This is a genomic window from Nocardioides sp. GCM10023255, assembly GCF_042653125.1.
GTDB lineage: Bacteria > Actinomycetota > Actinomycetes > Propionibacteriales > Nocardioidaceae > Nocardioides.
Genome location: NZ_JBHSHU010000011.1, coordinates 105,194 through 121,383, shown reverse-complemented (window position 1 = coordinate 121,383; position 16,190 = coordinate 105,194). Strand labels below are relative to the sequence as shown.

16 protein-coding genes are annotated in these 16,190 nt (G+C 74.9%); 10 read left to right on the top strand and 6 right to left on the bottom strand.

All coding sequences use genetic code 11. The features are described from left to right. The 4 genes from ACFO9I_RS19440 to ACFO9I_RS19425 form a co-directional block, all read right to left on the bottom strand. Window positions 1–2,949 (bottom strand): DNA polymerase III subunit alpha (locus tag ACFO9I_RS19440; protein WP_379183899.1); only part of this gene is annotated, 2,949 nt, incomplete at its 3' end. A gap of 117 nt (window positions 2,950–3,066) precedes the next feature. Then, window positions 3,067–3,504 (bottom strand): SAV_6107 family HEPN domain-containing protein, encoded by a 438-nt coding sequence (locus tag ACFO9I_RS19435; protein WP_379183898.1) that lies wholly within the window; start codon window positions 3,502–3,504, stop codon window positions 3,067–3,069. Window positions 3,505–3,516: 12 nt separating this feature from the next. Then, window positions 3,517–3,888 (bottom strand): DUF6504 family protein, encoded by a 372-nt coding sequence (locus ACFO9I_RS19430; protein ID WP_379183896.1) that lies wholly within the window; start codon window positions 3,886–3,888, stop codon window positions 3,517–3,519. A 214-nt stretch (window positions 3,889–4,102) separates the two neighbouring features. Then, a complete protein-coding gene (locus ACFO9I_RS19425; RefSeq protein ID WP_379183895.1) occupies window positions 4,103–4,564 on the bottom strand; it encodes a hypothetical protein in 462 nt (153 codons plus the stop codon). An 88-nt stretch (window positions 4,565–4,652) separates the two neighbouring features. On the opposite strand from ACFO9I_RS19425, the gene ACFO9I_RS19420 reads away from it, so the two are divergent. The 7 genes from ACFO9I_RS19420 (at window position 4,653) to ACFO9I_RS19390 (ending at window position 10,452) form a co-directional block, all read left to right on the top strand. Further along, entirely contained in the window at window positions 4,653–5,126 is a 474-nt protein-coding gene (locus tag ACFO9I_RS19420; RefSeq protein ID WP_379183893.1) for a YbaK/EbsC family protein, read from the top strand. An 11-nt stretch (window positions 5,127–5,137) separates the two neighbouring features. Beyond that, window positions 5,138–5,536, top strand: a complete 399-nt coding sequence (locus ACFO9I_RS19415; RefSeq protein ID WP_379183891.1) for an ArsC/Spx/MgsR family protein — start codon at window positions 5,138–5,140, stop codon at window positions 5,534–5,536. 106 nt (window positions 5,537–5,642) lie between these two features. Beyond that, window positions 5,643–6,137 carry a SigE family RNA polymerase sigma factor gene (locus tag ACFO9I_RS19410; protein WP_379183889.1) on the top strand — a complete coding sequence of 165 codons (495 nt, stop codon included), beginning with the start codon at window positions 5,643–5,645 and terminating at the stop codon, window positions 6,135–6,137. Further along, the gene (locus tag ACFO9I_RS19405; RefSeq protein ID WP_379183887.1) at window positions 6,134–7,030 is read left to right on the top strand and encodes a hypothetical protein; all 897 of its coding nucleotides are present in this window, start codon (window positions 6,134–6,136) and stop codon (window positions 7,028–7,030) included. The genes ACFO9I_RS19410 and ACFO9I_RS19405 overlap by 4 nt, the downstream gene beginning before the upstream one ends. 24 nt (window positions 7,031–7,054) lie before the next feature. Continuing rightward, a complete protein-coding gene (locus ACFO9I_RS19400) occupies window positions 7,055–7,678 on the top strand; it encodes a DUF4126 domain-containing protein (protein WP_379183885.1) in 624 nt (207 codons plus the stop codon). A gap of 9 nt (window positions 7,679–7,687) precedes the next feature. After that, complete coding sequence (locus tag ACFO9I_RS19395) at window positions 7,688–9,121, top strand: hypothetical protein (RefSeq protein WP_379183883.1); 1,434 nt, start codon at window positions 7,688–7,690, stop codon at window positions 9,119–9,121. Between the two features lie 23 nt (window positions 9,122–9,144). After that, window positions 9,145–10,452 carry a phytoene desaturase family protein gene (locus ACFO9I_RS19390; protein WP_379183881.1) on the top strand — a complete coding sequence of 436 codons (1,308 nt, stop codon included), beginning with the start codon at window positions 9,145–9,147 and terminating at the stop codon, window positions 10,450–10,452. Window positions 10,453–10,469: 17 nt separating this feature from the next. Here ACFO9I_RS19390 and metF read toward each other — a convergent pair whose 3' ends face one another. After that, window positions 10,470–11,360: a methylenetetrahydrofolate reductase [NAD(P)H] gene (gene metF / locus ACFO9I_RS19385; RefSeq protein WP_379183879.1), complete on the bottom strand. Its 891-nt coding sequence runs from the start codon at window positions 11,358–11,360 to the stop codon at window positions 10,470–10,472. A 78-nt stretch (window positions 11,361–11,438) separates the two neighbouring features. Here metF and ACFO9I_RS19380 point away from each other — a divergent pair, with 78 nt between their 5' ends. Then, on the top strand, window positions 11,439–12,521 hold the full coding sequence (locus tag ACFO9I_RS19380; protein ID WP_379183877.1) for a polyprenyl synthetase family protein: 1,083 nt from the start codon (window positions 11,439–11,441) through the stop codon (window positions 12,519–12,521). A 76-nt stretch (window positions 12,522–12,597) separates the two neighbouring features. Here ACFO9I_RS19380 and ACFO9I_RS19375 read toward each other — a convergent pair whose 3' ends face one another. Further along, window positions 12,598–12,969 carry an Rv2175c family DNA-binding protein gene (locus ACFO9I_RS19375; RefSeq protein ID WP_379183875.1) on the bottom strand — a complete coding sequence of 124 codons (372 nt, stop codon included), beginning with the start codon at window positions 12,967–12,969 and terminating at the stop codon, window positions 12,598–12,600. 180 nt (window positions 12,970–13,149) lie between these two features. Between ACFO9I_RS19375 and ACFO9I_RS19370 the strand changes: the two genes are divergently transcribed. Both ACFO9I_RS19370 and pknB read left to right on the top strand, forming a co-directional pair. Further along, window positions 13,150–13,941, top strand: coding sequence for a transglycosylase SLT domain-containing protein (locus ACFO9I_RS19370; protein WP_379183873.1), 792 nt, complete (start codon window positions 13,150–13,152; stop codon window positions 13,939–13,941). 163 nt (window positions 13,942–14,104) lie between these two features. Continuing rightward, window positions 14,105–16,183: a Stk1 family PASTA domain-containing Ser/Thr kinase gene (gene pknB / locus ACFO9I_RS19365; RefSeq protein ID WP_379183871.1), complete on the top strand. Its 2,079-nt coding sequence runs from the start codon at window positions 14,105–14,107 to the stop codon at window positions 16,181–16,183. The last annotated feature ends 7 nt before the right edge of the window (window positions 16,184–16,190 follow it).

The following is a 16,190-nucleotide window of genomic DNA, read 5'->3' as shown; positions in this document are numbered from 1 at the left end:
CCGTCGCCCGGCGAGCCCGCGGCCGCGCCCGGCCCGCTCCACGGCCCGCGCGTGCCGGTCCAGCTCGGCGACCTGGAGCAGCAGGTCGCGCCGGGTCACCCGGCCGCGGCGGCGCACCTCGCCGGGCTGCGGCGAGCCGATGCCGTAGGTCGGGTCGAACCCGCCCGCCAGCACCAGCCGCTCGACGATCGGCCGGGACACCCGGGCGCGGTGCCAGAAGTCGGTGAGCGAGGGATAGGGGCGCGCGGCCACGATCCGCTCGACCTCGCCCTCGTTGATGCCCTTGACCTCCGCCAGGGCGAGGCGGATGCCGTACGCCTTCTCGCCGTCGTCGGACGTCTGGAGCCGCTCGACGACGTACTCCTTCTCCGAGGTGTTGACGTCGAGGCCGAGGATCGCGATGCCGAGCTGGCGGGCGTCCTCGAGGATCAGCCGCTTGGGGTACATGCCCGGGTCGTGGGTGAGCACCCCGGCGAGGAAGTGGGCCGGCCAGTGCGCCTTGAGCCAGGCCGACTGGAAGGTCGGCAGCGCGAACGCCGCGGCGTGGGCCTTGCAGAAGCCGAACGACGCGAACGCCTCGAGGATCTTCCAGATCCCCTCGACCACGGGCAGCGGGTAGCCGTGGGCGAGGGCGCGGGGGAAGAACCACAGCTTGGTCTCGGCCATCCCCTCGAAGTCCCCGAGCGCGCGCCGCTTCTCGTCGGCCTCGGCGTTGGTGATCCGGGCGAACCGGGCGATGATCTCGATGACCTGCTCGTGGAAGACCACCACGCCGTGCGTCGGGGCCAGGATCGGCCGCAGGTCGTCGTGGAGGTACGTCGGCGCCTTCCAGCCCTGCTTGACGTCGAGGTACGGCGTGATCATGTCGCTCTTGACCGGCCCGGGCCGGAACAGCGAGATGTCGGTGATGATGTCCTCGAAGGACTCGATCCCGGACTTGCCGACCAGCTCGCGCTGGCCGGGCGACTCGATCTGGAAGACGCCGAGGGTCCTCGCGGACGAGATCATCGCGTAGGTCTCCGGGTCGTCGAACGGCACCTGCTCCTCGTCGTCGAGGTCGACCTCGACGCCGTCGACCCGCGCGATCTCGGTGAGGGCGTGGGCCATCGAGGACTGCATCCGGATGCCGAGCACGTCGAGCTTGAGCAGGCCGAGGTCCTCCACGTCGTCCTTGTCGAACTGGCTCATCGGGAACCCCGCGTAGCTGGCCTCCACGGGGGTGCGGTCGAGCAGCGTCGCGTCGGAGAGCAGCACCCCGCACGGGTGCACCGCGATGTGCCGCGGCAGCCCGTCGAGCCGCTCCACCAGCCGGAACATCAGGTCGAGCCGCTCCTCCCCCAGCCCGCTGGCCCGGAGCTCGGGCAGCTCGCGCAGGGCGACCCGGGCGTCGCGGGCACGGATGTGCGGGAACGCCTTGGCGATCGCGTCGATCTCTCCGGGCGGCATGCCGAGCGCGGCACCGACGTCACGGACGGCGTGGCGGACCCGGTAGGTGTCCATCATCGAGACGCACACGCACCGCTCCCCGCCGTACCGGTCGAGGACCCGCTCGTAGACCTCCAGCCGCCGCGCCGACTCCACGTCGACGTCGATGTCGGGCAGCGCCTGGCGCAGCGGGGAGAGGAACCGCTCCATGAGCAGCCCGTGCCGGATCGGGTCGACCCCGGAGATGCCGAGCAGGTAGTTGACCAGGCTGCCCGCGCCCGAGCCGCGGGCGGCGCAGCGCACCCCCATCTCGCGGATCAGGTCGGTGACGTCGCCGACGGTGAGGAAGTACGACGCGTAGCCGAGCTCGCGGATCGTCTCCAGCTCGTCGTCGAGCCGCTTCCACACGACCTGTCTCGGCCCCGAGCCGTAGCGGTCCCCGATCGCGCCCTCGCAGCGGGCGCGGAGCAGGGCGTCGGCCGGACCTGCTCCCGGCGTGGGCCGCGGGGTGACGCCCCCGGCGGCCAGCTCGAACTCCGGGAAGTGCACCTCCCCCAGGCCCAGGTCGGAGCGCGGGTCGAGCGCGCACCGGTCCGCCACCGCGCGGGTGCGGGCCAGCAGCTGCCGGGCCTCGCGGGCCGGGTCGGCGGCCAGCCCGGCGAGGCGGCTGATCTCCTCGGCGACCTCGGCCATCTCCTTGCCGGACTTCAAGAACCCCTCCGCGTTGCCCCGATCGACGTGCCGGCGATCGAGCGCGACCAGCCGGCGGGCGGCGTCGAGGACGTCGACAGTGGGGGCGTCGCGACGGTCGGCGTAGCGGACCGCGTTGGTGAGCACCGTCCCCAGCCCGGCCCGGCGGGCCGCCCCGGCCATCCGGGCGGCGTGCGGGGTGGTCCCGGGCCCCCAGCCGGCACCGGACGCGCCGAGCCGGTGGGAGACCAGCTCGACCAGGAGGTTCTCCCGGGGCACCCGAGCCCGCCACGGCGCGAGCACCGTCTCGGCGAGGTCGTCGCGGCGGCGGGTGGCGGCGACCCCGAGCTCGGAGGCCGGACCGAGCAGCACCACCAGGTCGCCGGACCCGAGCAGCTCGGCCACCTCCGGCAGGCCGGGGTCGAGCACCGGGACCCCCCGCTCCCCGGCGAGGTGGGTGGCCGAGACCAGCCGGCACACCGCCGCCCACCCCGCCCGGCCGCTGGCCAGCAGCGTCACCCGGGGCAGCCGCGGGTCCCGGAACGCCCCGCCCCGCACCGGGGTCCGGGGGCGCCCGGCCCGGGCGACCTCGTCGGACGACGTCGTGGTGAGCGTGGGCCGGTGGGCGAGGTCGACCCCCAGCACCGGCCGCACGCCCGCCGACAGGCACGCCTTGGCGAACTTCACCGCGCCGTAGGTGCCGTCGCGGTCGGTCAGCGCCAGGGTGTCCATCTCGTGCTCGACGGCCCGCTCGACGAGCGTGTGCGGGTGGGACGCGCCGTACTGCAGCGAGTAGCCCGAGGCCACGTGGAGATGGGGGAAGGGATCGGGCACGGGTCGCCTCCTGCGCACTCAGCCGGCTCGACCCTGACTGTTTTGTCGAACACATGTTCGAACACCTGAAGTCTACGCCTCCCCGGGGAGACGTCAACTCGGCCCGGAGGCCGAGGCTCAGCCCACGTGCCGCACCACCTGGGCGCGCGCCGGCGCGTGCGGGACCAGGCCGAGGCACTGCTCGACGACGGCGAGGAAGCGGTCGGAGTCGCGCACCAGGTCGTCGGCCTCGCGCTCGGTGACGGCGCGGGTCGAACCGGCCTCGGCCGCGGCTCGCTTGCCGGCGCCCGCCGCGAAGAACCGGGCCCACTCCTCGAGCTCGGGGGCCACCTCGGCCAGCAGCACCCAGGCGTTCTTCTGCGGGCGGCGCCGCGCCGGCGCCGGGTGCGCCCGGGCCGCCAGCAGGGCGGCCGCGGCCCGCAGCGCCGCCACGTGGGCGCAGGCGTAGCGGGCGGGCACCTCGGTCGCCGCCATCGCCTCGCTCAGCGACTCGGCCGAGCGGGCGAGGTAGGAGTGCGTGGTGGCCGGCAGGGCATAGGGGTTGGGGACGCTCATCGACTCCACCCCTCAGTCCACGCAGCCGACGAGCTGCCAGCGACCGTCGGACCAGTCGAAGGAGAGGTCGAAGACCCCGCCGCCGTCACCCTCGCCGGACCCGGCCGCCGGGCCCATGCCCCGGCCGGCCTCGACCCGCCAGAGCTCGCGCTCGACGAGGAGGTCGCCGGCCGCAGCCACCGACCCCGAGCCCCCGAGCGGGACGTCGTCGGAGCCGACCGCCGCCCGCACCCCGGACGACTGCCACCACGGCGACGTCTCCACCCAGTGCGCGACCACGGCCCGCACCTTCCACAGCCGCCCGCGCCACAGGAACTGCTCGGGACCCTCCACGCCCGTCACCCAGCCCTTGCGGACCTCCACGGGGTCGTCGTACCGCCTCATCTGGCCGCCACCTCTCACACACCCTCGACCCCGGACACCGACCCCGGTCCCGCGTCGACCGGCCGTGGGTCACCCCCGGGCCGGCCCGGCGGGGACGGGGTCGAGATCGTCCCCGCCGAGCGGGGTTCGAACGCGTGTTCGAACACCCCGAACGCTACACCTCGGCACGGACAGTCCGTCAAGAGATCGCCGGCGCCCTCGGGCGCCGGCCGCGTCACCGCCGGGTGACGGGGTGCGAGGAGAGCCAGACGCCGCGGATGTAGGCGCTGGTGTCGCGGTGCCAGAGGAAGAACAGCAGGGCGGCGTCGAGCACCACCGAGACGACGGTGAGGACGATGAACAGCGGGGGCGGGTCGCTGCGCAGCCCGGCCAGGGTCGCGACGGCCATGAAGCCCACCAGCGCGGTCAGCGAGAGCCGTGCCCAGCTGTGCCCGCTGCGCAGGAACACCGCCAGCACGCCCGCCAGCAGTGCGAACACCACGAAGAGCACGATCGCCACGGGCACGAACGCCGGCGGCTTGAGGTCGCCCGTCGAGTCGGGGTGCCCTGCCGCCCACGAGCTGACCAGGTCGTCACGCAGGATGACCGTGAGCAGGGCCGTGAACCCGCTCAGCAGGACCAACCCCAGCAGGACCCAGGTCGCACCGCTCACCGAGCGCGGCTGCTGCCGACTCATCCAGTCTCCTCTCAGGCGCCGGACCACCGGCGCACGCACCACGAAAACCCACCGGACCGGTGGCCTCGCCTCTGGCTAGGGTCGCAGTATGACGACCGAGCACCCCACCATCACCCTATTTCGAGACGAGCACCGGCGCCGTGGCGGCCAGGGCGAGATCGTCATTCTCCCCGACTCGGTCCACACCGCCGCACTGGCCGCCGAGGCACTGGGCTGCGAGGTGGGCGCGATCGCCAACAGCCTGCTCTTCGACGCAGGCGGCACCCCCGTGCTGATCCTCACCTCGGGCGCGCACCGCGTCGACACCGCGAAGGTCGCCGAGCGCATCGGCGTCGCGGAGCTGCGGCGCGCGAAGCCCGAGTTCGTCCGCGAGCACACCGGCCAGGTCATCGGCGGCGTCTCCCCCATCGGCCACCCGGCGCCGGTGCCGACCTACCTCGACCCCTGGCTGCGGAAGTACGACGTGGTGTGGGCGGCCGCCGGCCACCCCGCCGCGGTGTTCTCCACGACGTACGACGAGCTGGTCGCCCTCACCGGCGCCACCGAGACCGACGTCGACTGAGGGCCCGGACGATGGAGATCTGGCTCAACCCCGCCTGCTCGAAGTGCCGTGCTGCGACCGCGGAGCTCGACGCCGCCGGCGTGGAGTACACCGTGCGCCGCTACCTCGACGACCCGCCGACCGCCGCCGAGCTCGGCGAGGTGGTGGCGAGGCTCGGGCTCGAGCCCTGGGACGTCGCCCGGCCGAAGGAGACGCGCGAGGCCGGCATCGACCTGCCCCGCGAGCCCGACCGCCGCGCGGCGTGGCTGGAGGCGATGGCCGCGCATCCGGCCACCATCCAGCGCCCGATCCTCACCGCCGCCGACGGCACCACCGTGGTCGGCCGGGATGCGGACGCGCTGGCCCGCGTGACCGCCGCCCAGGGGACTGCCCAGGAGTCGGCCCAGGAGTCGGCCGGGAAGGCCCACTGACATTCCCGGGCGGCGCTGCGAACCTCAGGGACCGCGGGCGGCGTACAACGGGTAGACCGCTGCCCACCCGTGGCGCGGCGCCCATCTCGGACCGGAGGCTGCCCACGTGCGACGCGACCAGCGTGAGCAGGAGTTCACGGAGTTCTTCTCGGTCCACGGCCCCGGCCTGCGCCGCACCGCCTACCTCGTGGTGCGCGACTGGCACCTCGCCGAGGACCTGACCCAGCAGGGCATGGCCAAGCTGTACGCCGTGTGGTCGCGGACGCGGCCGGCCACCCGCACGGCGTACGCCCGCAAGGTGGTCGTCAACGAGTGCCTCTCGCACCTGCGCCGACGCCGTCCCGAGAGCCCGACCGACCAGCTGCCGGACCGGCCGGGCGAGGAGCCGACCACCGGGCTGGACCTCGGCGCCGCGCTGGCGGTGCTGCCGGCGCGGCAGCGCGCGATCGTCGCGCTGCGGTTCCTCGACGACCTCCCGGTCGCGGAGGTCGCCGAGCTGCTCGGCGTCGCGGAGGGAACCGTCAAGAGCCAGACCGCGCGCGCCCTCGGGACCCTGCGCACCCACCTGCCCGAGCTCATCGCCACCGAGGAGACCCGATGACCGCCGACGACCTCACCACCCTCCTGCGCGAGCACGTCGCCCGCGACGAGCCCGGCCACCTCCCCGACCCGGGCCCGGCGGTCCGCGCCGGTCGGCGGCGGCTGCGCGGACAGCGCCTGGCCGCCGGCGCCGTCGCCGCCGTCGTCGTGACCGCGGCCGGCGTGGCCGTCGCGCAGGCCCTGCCGGATCCGGGCGGGGACGGCCCGACGACCGCCATCGACCCGGCGACCCGTCGCGCGCTGGCCGACTACGACGCCCAGCAGATGCCCCGGCTGCTGGAGGAGCACGCGTCTACGGTGTTCTCGCGCAGCGTCCCGGACCTGCCGGCCGGTGACTTCGGGGCCTTCGACGGGCAGGGCAACGAGCTGCCGCCGAAGTGGTACGACAAGGCCAGCGGCATGTCGATCTCCTACGGCGGCACCGGGGACCACCGCCTCTCCGTCGACCTCAGCCACGCCCGCAGCGAGGCCGAGGGCAGCTCCCGCGAGAGCTGCGCGAACGACGTGCGGTCCCACACCTACCTGCGCTGCGAGGTCACCACCACCCCGGACGGCGACCTGGTGATCGAGCGGCTGGCCGCGCTGCGCGAGCTCGCGCCCGGCGACGGCTGGATGCTGGTCCGCTCGGACCGCCTCGACCGGGGCGACCCGGGCCGGCTGTGGTTCGAGCGCAGCGTCAAGGTGATCCACTCCGAGACCTTCCTGACCTACGTGAGGGAGACCGTGCACGCCCCCGACCTGGGCTCGGCGCAGGAGGAGCTCCGGGTGCCCGTCGACGACCTCGCCGAGCTCGGCACCGACCCGGTGCTGGTGATCCCGGAGCCGCCGGACAACCCCGGCGAGTGCGGCCCGTGGACCCTCCCGAGCTCGGGCGTCAGCTACCCCTGCGACTGAGTCCGCGTCACCTAGACTCCGCGCGTGGACTCGCTCGCACTGGCGTTCTCGAGCGGCTGGGCCAGCGGGGTGAACTGCTACCTGGTCGTGCTCGTGCTCGGCATCTCCGACCGTCTCGGCGGGTTCGCCGACGTCCCTGACGCGCTCGGCCGCTGGGACGTCCTGGCGGTGGCGTTCCTCCTCTACGCCTTCGAGTTCGTGGCCGACAAGATCCCCTACGTCGACTCCACGTGGGACGCGGTCTCGACGGCGATCCGCCCCACCGCCGGCGCCGTGGTGGGCGTGCTGATCGCGGGGCAGGCCGACTCCCTGGACGAGGCGGTGCTCGGCGTGGTCGGCGGCGGGACCGCGCTGCTCTCCCACCTCGCCAAGGCGGGCGGACGGCTGGCCCTCAACTCCTCACCGGAGCCGGTCACCAACATCACGGCCAGCATCGCCGAGGACGTCGTGGTGCTGGCGGTCGTGTGGTTCGCGATCGAGCAGCCCCGGGCCGCTGCCGCGATCGCGGCGGTGCTGCTGGCGGCCGGGCTGCTCCTGCTGCTCCTGCTCGCGCGGCTGGTCCGGCGCGGCTGGCGCCGGTGGCGGCGCCGCCGCGACCCGCGCCCGGGCAGCGGGATCCCGGTGGCCGGCCCACGCTCCCCTCACTAGCGTCGAGACATGCAGCCGCCGACCGACCTCACCGACCCGGGCACCCGGGCGCGGGTGACCGCGCGCCTCGGTGAGCTCTTCGCGGGCCGTCCGGTCCTCCTCGGGCCGGGAGTGCTCGCCGGCTTCACGCCTCTCGTCGGCTGGTTGCGCGAGCTCGGCTGCCCGGTCCTGGTCGTCTCGACCAGCCGCGGCGCCGGGCCGGTGCCGGCCGAGGGCGAGTGCGTGGTGGTCGAGGTCGCGCCGCCGCCGACGGCGTCGGTGACCGACGAGCTCCGCGTCCACGACCGGTTGGCCCACGACCTGCCCGACCACGTGGTGGCGGCCGTCGAGGAGCTCGACCCGCACCGACGCGGGATCTGGTCCACGAGCCCGTTCGTCACCACCGACGAGCCGATCCTCGGGCGTCCGGTCACGGGCGGCCGGCCGGCGTCGTTCCTGGCGCTCGAGGACAAGATGCTGGCCGACGAGGTCTGGGCCGCCGCAGGGGTCGCCCACGCGCCGTACCTCATCGTCCCCGCCGACGACGGCGCCCTCGCCGCCGCCACCGACCGGGTGGCCGGGCCGCTGGGGGCCGTCTGGTCCGGCGACGCGCGCGACGGCTTCAACGGCGGCGGCAACTACGTGCGCTGGATCCGCGACGGCGGCGACCGGGCAGCAGCCCTGGGGTTCTTCCGGCCACGCTGCGACCGGGTGCGGGTGATGCCGTTCCTGGACGGCGTGCCCTGCTCGATCCACGGATTCGTGCTCCCCGACGGCACCGCCGCGCTGCGCCCGGTCGAGATCGCCATGCTGCGCGACCCGGTGCGCCGGCGGTTCGTCTACGGGGGGCTCGGCACGTCGTGGGACCCACCGCCCGCGGACCGCGAGCAGATGCGTGACGTCGTGCGCCGGGTCGGGGCGCACCTCCAGCAGGCGCACGGCTACCGCGGCGCCTTCGGGGTCGACGGCGTCCTCACCGCCGACGGGTTCCGCCCGACCGAGCTCAACACCCGGATGTCGGCGGGCGCGACCACGGTCGCCGAGGTGGACCGCCGGTTCTTCACCTTCCTCCAGGCGGCCCTCGTGGCCGGCGTGGACCCCGGGCTGACCGTCGCCGACCTCGAGGGGCTCGTCGACCTGATGGACGCCGAGCGGGTCGGCAGGGCGGTCGCGTTCGGTGAGGGGGTCGGCGTCGGCGGCAGCTTCTCGCACCCGGTCCGCTGGGACGGTAGGGAGCTCGTCCGCACCTCCGCCTCCGGTGCCGGGAGCACCGTGGAGATCGCCGACACCCCGACCGGCTTCTTCGCCAAGCTCGACCCCGGCGTGGCGCTGGCGCCGGGAGAGCGGCTGGCCGAGGTCAACCTCGCCCTGCTGCGTTTCGTGGACCGCGAGCACGGCACCGGCTTCGGCGATCTCGAGGCGGCCCCGGACCTGCGCACCGCGGGAGGCACGGCGACGCCGTAGCCCGGGCCGTAGGGTGTGGCGCCATGGCGCGGGTCGTGGTGGTCGGTGGCGGGTTCGGCGGCCTGGCGGCGGCGGCGCGGCTGGCCAAGCTCGGCCACGAGGTCACGCTGCTGGAGCGCTCGGAGAGGCTCGGCGGCGCGCTGGTCGAGGAGACCGCCGACGGGTTCGCCTGGGACGCCGGCCCGCACGCCGCGCTGCTGCCCGCCGTGGTCCGCGACCTGTTCCGCAAGTCCGGCAGGCCGCTCGAGCGCGAGCTGGAGCTCGTGCCCCTGGACGTCATCCGCGAGCACCGCTTCGAGGACGACACCTCGGTCCGGCTGCCCGGTGGCTCGCGGGCCGCGCAGATCGCCGCCTTCGACGCCCTCGAGCCCGGGCTCGGCCGGCGCTGGGCCGACCACGTGTCGGCGTACGCCGACGACTGGGACGTGCTGCGCCAGGGCTACCTCGAGCGCCCCTGGCGACCCGACGACCTGCCCCGCGACGTCGCGGCCCGGCTGGACAGCCGCGAGGTGATGCACAGAAGGCTGCGCCGGACGTTCAAGGACGAGCGGCTCCGTCTCGTCGCCGGCCACCCGTTGGTGGCCGAGGGCCACGACCTGCGCAACGTGCCCGCCTGGCTGGGCGTGACGGCGTACGTCGAGCAGCGGTTCGGTGCCTGGACCGTGACCGGTGGGATGGGCGTGCTCGCCGAGGCCCTGGGGCGCCGGCTCGAGACCCGCAAGGTGCAGGTGGCCACGTCCACCGAGGTCATCGACCTGGTGCTGCGCGGCGGGCGGGTCGCGGCGGTGGCGACCGCCGACGGCGAGGTCGACGCCGACGTCGTGGTCTGCGCGATCGACCCGCGCCGGCTCCCGGCCCTGGCGGGCTTCGTGGAGCGCACCATGCCGGCGATCCCCCCGGTGGTCGCCCACGTCGGGCTGGAGGGGCCGGTGCCCGACCTGCCCCGCGAGGTCGTCCTGCACGGGGACCCGATGCTGGTCGTGCGCACCGGTGGCCGGGCGCCGGCCGGGCACGCCGCGTGGACGGTCCACGGCCGCGGTCGCCTCGCCGAGGACATGCTGCGCGCCCTGGCGCGGCACGGCATCGACGTGCGCGAGCAGGTCGTCGCCCGGGTGGACCGCTCGCCGCGCGACCTGGTCGAGCAGTGGGGCGGCTCGCCGCTCGGCGTGCTGTGGCAGGGCCGCGCGACCGTGCGCCGCCGGCTGGGCCCCGGCACGCCTGTCCCGGGCGTGTACGCCGCCGGCGCGCACGCCACCCCGGGGGCCGGACTGGCCTTCGTCGGCCTGTCCGCGGCGCTGGTGGCCCAGGCCGTCGGGCCCGCGGAGCGGTAGCGCGGCGGGCCGCCGCCTCAGACCGTGACGTTGAGGGCGGAGAAGATCTCGAGCGTGGCCCTGGAGCGGTTCAGCGTGTAGAAGTGCAGCCCCGGGGCGCCACCGTCCAGCAGCTCGTCGCACAGCTCGGCCGCGACCGCGATCCCCTCGGCGCGCACCGCGGCCGGGTCACCGTCGTGGGCCGAGATCCGCTCGACCACCTCCGTGGGCACGTCGGCACCGATCAGCTCACCCTGGCGACGGATGGCGTTGAGGTTCAGGATCGGCATGATCCCGGGCAGGATCGGCACCTCGACACCACGGTCGCGCACCCGCTCCACGAGGCCGAAGTAGTCCGCGGCCCGGAAGAACATCTGGGTCACCGCGAACTCCGCGCCGGCGCGGACCTTGGCCACGAGCACGTCCGCGTCGTGGTCGAGGGACTCGGCGGTCGGGTGGCCCTCGGGGAACGCCGCGACGCCCACGGTGAACTCCCCGCGCTCCTTGACCAGCTCCACCAGCTCGCTGGCGTAGGTCAGCCCGCCCGGCGTCGCGGTCCACGGCGCCCGCGGCCCGTCGCTGGGGTCGCCGCGCAGCGCCATCACGTGCCGCACGCCCGCGGCGGAGTAGGAGTCGAGGATCCGCTCGAGCTCACCGCGGGTGTGGCCGACGCAGGTCAGGTGCGCCATCGGCGTCATCGAGGTCTCGCGCACGATCCGCTCGGTGAGCCGGACGGTCGAGTCACGGGTGCTGCCTCCGGCGCCGTACGTCACCGACACGAAGGTCGGACACAGCGGCTCGAGGGCGCTGATCGCCCGCCACAGCTGCTCCTCGCCCGCCTCGTCCTTGGGCGGGAAGAACTCGAAAGAGAACGAGCGTCCTCCCGTGCGGATGAGCTCCCCGATGCTCTGGGCGCGGTCCTCGGTCATGCCCGGAAGTCTAGGTTCAGGGGCGCGGTGGCCGGGGCGTTGTCCACGAGGCAGGCGGCCGTGGCTACGCTCGTCGGCGTGACGAGCAGCGGGTGGGACAGTGCCGGGTTCCGGGACCGCGTGCAGGCCACGCTCGACGCGTTCCTCGACGAGCAGGCGGAGCGGCTCGCCCCCCTCGGCCCCGACGCAACCCGGCTGCTGGACGAGGCACGGGCCTCGGTGTCCGGCGGCAAGCGCTTCCGCGCGGCCTTCTGCTACTGGGGCCACCTCGCGGTCTCCCCCGACGTCGCGTCCCGGCCCGACGAGGAGGACGCCCTGATCCGGGCGTGCGCGTCCCTGGAGCTGCTGCACGCCAGCGCGCTCGTCCACGACGACCTGATGGACGCCTCCGACACCCGGCGCGGCCGCCCCGCCACGCACCGCCAGTTCGAGGCCGACCACCGCAGCGCCGGCTGGCGCGGCGTGCCCGAGCAGTACGGCGCGGCCGCGGCGATCCTGCTCGGGGACCTGCTGCTCAGCTGGGCCGACGAGCTGCTGCGCCGCTGCGGGCTGCCCGCCGCGCAGGTGGGTCCCGCGCTCGACGTGTTCGACCGGTGCCGCTCGGAGGTGATCGCCGGGCAGTTCCTCGACGTGTCCGTCCAGGCGCGCGGCCTCGCCGACGTGGACGCGGCGATGACGGTCCTGCGCTACAAGTCCGCGAAGTACTCCATCGAGCGGCCGCTGCACATCGGCGCCGCCCTCGCCGGGGCCGATGCCGGCACGATGCGCGAGCTGACCGCCTTCGGGCTGCCGCTGGGCGAGGCCTTCCAGCTGCGCGACGACCTGCTGGGCGTCTTCGGCGACCCCGCCACCACCGGCAAGCCGGCCGGTGACGACCTCGTGGAGGGCAAGCGCACGGTGCTGGTCGCGCTCGCGCTGGACGCCGCCGGCCGCGAAGACGCCGAGCTGCTGCACTCCTCGCTCGGCACCCAGCTGGACGTGGCCGCCGTGCAGCGGCTGCGCGGCATCATCGACGCCTCGGGCGCCCACGCCCAGGTCGAGACGGTGATCTCCGAGCTCGCCGGCCGGGCGGTCGCGGCCCTGGACCGCGCCGAGGTCGACGAGCGGGCCCGCGGCGTGCTGCGCGACCTCGCCTCCGCGGCCACCGACCGCGCCGTCTGACCGCGCCGTCCGACCGCCCCGTCCGACCTCGCCGGCTCCGCGCCGGCTCGGGGAGAGGCGTCGCGTCAGGTGCCGGTCAGAACGCCATCGCCTGGGCCCGGCGCTTGGCCTCGGACCCACGGTTCTCACGCAGCGCGTCGATGGGCCGGCCCGGGAGGTCGGCGTCGGTGAACAGCCACGCGATGCACTCGCGGTCGTCGTACCCGCCGTCGTGCAGCACGGTGAGCAGGCCCGGCAGGCCCTTGACGACCAGGCCGTCCTGGACGAAGTCGGCCGGGACCTGCTGGCCGGCGCCGGGGGCGGGGACGGCCGCAGCCAGCTCGTGGTCGCGGATCATCGTGCGCACCTTGCCCACCGTGACCCCGAGCTGGCGGGCGGTCTCGGCCCAGTCCAGCCAGGTGGGGACCAGCGCGGCCAGGTCGGCGTCGGCAAGTCTCGGTTCGCTCATGGGGACAACTCTTCCACTGCTCGGTGCCGGGACGAAAACCCGAGCCGGAGGAAGGCTCCCCCGTCACTGCAGTCACTTGAGCCACAGCCGCAGCCGGGTTACGGTCGATCGTCGTCCGCGGCCTCCCCCACCGGATCGCTCGGGTCCGGGTGCCGCGCGACGCGAAGGGAGTCGACCCCGATGTCATCGACGAGACGACTGCTCACCGCCGGCCTGGCCGGACTGACCCTGCTGTTGCTGCCGACCCCCGCCGGCGCCACCGACGGCGACCTGCCACCCGGCCGCCGGATCCTGGACCACACGGTGCGCCCCGGCGAGACGGTGACCGGCCTCGCCGTGCGCTACCACGCGTGGACCGCCGAGCTGATCTCGCACAACCACCTCGGGTCCGGCGCCGGCATCCGGGTCGGGCAGCACCTCGAGATCCCGCAGGTGCTCTCGGCCCTCCCGCACGCGCACGAGCACCGGCACCACCAGACCCGGCACCACCAGACCCGCCACCACCAGACCCGCCACCACCAGACCCGCCACCACCAGGACCACAGCACCCCGGCACCCGACCCGGGGACCGCGACCGTGCGGCGTACGGTCGCGCGCACCGCGGTGGACCACGGCGTCGACCCGCAGCTCGCCCTCGCGGTGTCCTGGCAGGAGTCGGGGTGGCAGATGGACCGGCGCTCGGAGGCCGGCGCGATCGGCGCGATGCAGGTCCTGCCCGCCACCGGCTCGTGGATGTCGATGTACACCGGCCGGCGCCTGCACCTGCACCGGCTGGCCGACAACGCCACCGCCGGTGTCGAGCTGCTGCGTGTCCTGGCCGACGAGACCGGCTCGCGCCGGCACCAGGTCGGCGCGTACTACCAGGGCCTCGGGGCGGTGCGCTCGGACGGTCTCTACACCGAGACCAGGCACTACGTGGCCAACGTGCTCGCCATCAAGAACCGGCTCGAGGCGGGTCGACCGCCGGCCTGACCGGCCGCCGGGACCGATCCGCGCGGCGGGGTCCCGAGCCGGCCCCGCGCGAGGCACGCGTGTTCCGCGCCACGCCGGGAGCCGCCTGGACGCGGGGCCGGGCGGCCGGATCCGTACGATTGGGCCACCGGATCCTTCCCCATCCGGCCGCAGGAGGGTCGCTGTGCAGCCACGTCGGCAGTCAGATCGGCACGCCCCCACGGGCGCCGACGCCGTCGTCGGCGACCCCATGAGCGGCCGGCTCCTCGACGGGCGCTACCGGATCGGGCCGCGGATCGCGCGCGGTGGCATGGCCAGCGTCTACGAGGCCACCGACCTCCGCCTGGACCGCACCGTCGCCGTCAAGATCATGCATCCCGGCATGGGCGACGACGAGGAGTTCGCGGCGCGGTTCGTCCGGGAGGCCCGGGCGGCCGCGCGGCTGTCGCACCCCAACGTGGTGGCGGTCTACGACCAGGGGCAGGACGACGGCACCGTCTACCTGGCGATGGAGCTCATCCCCGGCCACACGCTGCGCGACGTGATCCGCAAGGAGGCGCCGATGAGCCCGGCGCGCGCGCTGGCCCTCATCGAGCCCGTGCTCTCCGCGCTCGCGACGGCCCACCGGGCCGGGCTGGTCCACCGCGACGTGAAGCCGGAGAACGTCCTGATCGCCACCGACCCCGGCTCCGGCGCGAGCCGGGTCAAGGTCGCCGACTTCGGGCTGGCCAAGGCGGTCAGCGCCGACACCCAGCACACCGCCACCGGCGGCGTCCTGATCGGCACCGTCTCCTACCTCGCGCCCGAGCTGGTCATCGACGGGCGTTCCGACGCCCGCGCCGACGTGTACGCCGCGGGCGTCGTCCTCTTCGAGCTGCTCACCGGCGTCAAGCCGCACGAGGGCGAGTCCCCGATCCAGGTCGCCTACAAGCACGTGCACGAGGACGTCCCCCCGCCCTCGCAGCTGGTCCCCGGCATCCCGGCGTACGTCGACGCGCTGGTCGCCCGGGCCACCGCGCGCGACCGGGCCCAGCGGCCCGCCGACGCCGGCGTGCTGCTGCACCAGGTGCGCCGGGTCGCGCACGCGCTCGCCGACGGCGTGCAGGATGATCCCGAGCTCACCGCCGACCTGGCCCCTGCCCTGACGCGGCCGGCCGGCGACGACACCGTGGCCGTGCAGGTCCCCCGCGGGCGCCACGACACCGCCCCCGACCCCTTCGACGGCGCCGAGCTCGCGGCCCTGTTCGCGCCCGCCGCGGCCGCCGCGGGGCAGGACGCCGCGGAGCGCACCAGCCTGATCCCGCGCTCCGACCAGCGCCCCCCGTCGCCCCCGACCCGCGCACCCGGTGGGGGCGCCCCGCGGCGCCCGCGACGCTCGCGTCGCGGGCCGATGCTGCTCGTGCTCCTCCTGCTGCTCGTCGCGGCCGCCGGCGCCGGCGCGTGGTGGTTCGGCTGGGCCCGTTACACCTCCACCCCGGGCGTGATCGGGCTGACGAAGTCGGCCGCGGTCGACAAGCTCCGGGCGGCCGGGCTGGACGCCGAGATGGGCGACAAGGCCTACTCCGAGACCGTGCCGGCCGGCCGGGTCATCGACACCGACCCCGACGCCGGCTCCCGCGTCCTCGACGGCGGCACCGTCACCGTGGTCGTGTCGCTGGGCAAGGAGCGGTACGACGTACCCCGCACCAAGGGCATGAGCGAGGACGAGGGCCAGGACGCCATCCTGGGCGCCCACCTGTCCTACGGCCGCACCATCGAGCGCTGGTCGGAGACCGTGCCCGACGGCACCGTGCTGGGCACCGACCCGAAGGCCGGCACCACGCTGCGACCCGACACCGCGGTCAGCCTGATCGTCAGCAAGGGTCCGCGGCCGATCACCGTCCGCGACTGGACCGGCAAGGACGCCGACCGGGCCGAGCAGGCGCTCCGAGGCAAGGGCCTCGAGGTCGACCGCGGCTCCGGCGAGTACTCCGACACCGTCCCCGAGGGGCACGTGATCTCCCAGACGCCCACGAGCGGCACGCTCCACCGCGGCGACACCGTCACGCTGGTGGTCTCCAAGGGACCGGAGCTGGTCGAGGTGCCCGGCGGCCTGGTGGCCAGCGGGGTCGAGGCGGCGACCGCCAAGCTCGAGGCGCTCGGCTTCAAGGTCGAGGTGAAGGAGAACGACCACTACATCGGGGTCGGCTACGTCTACTCGGTCGACCCGGGGTCCGGCTCGATGATCCCCAAGGGGTCGACCGTCACGCTCTCCATCCTCTGAGGCCGCC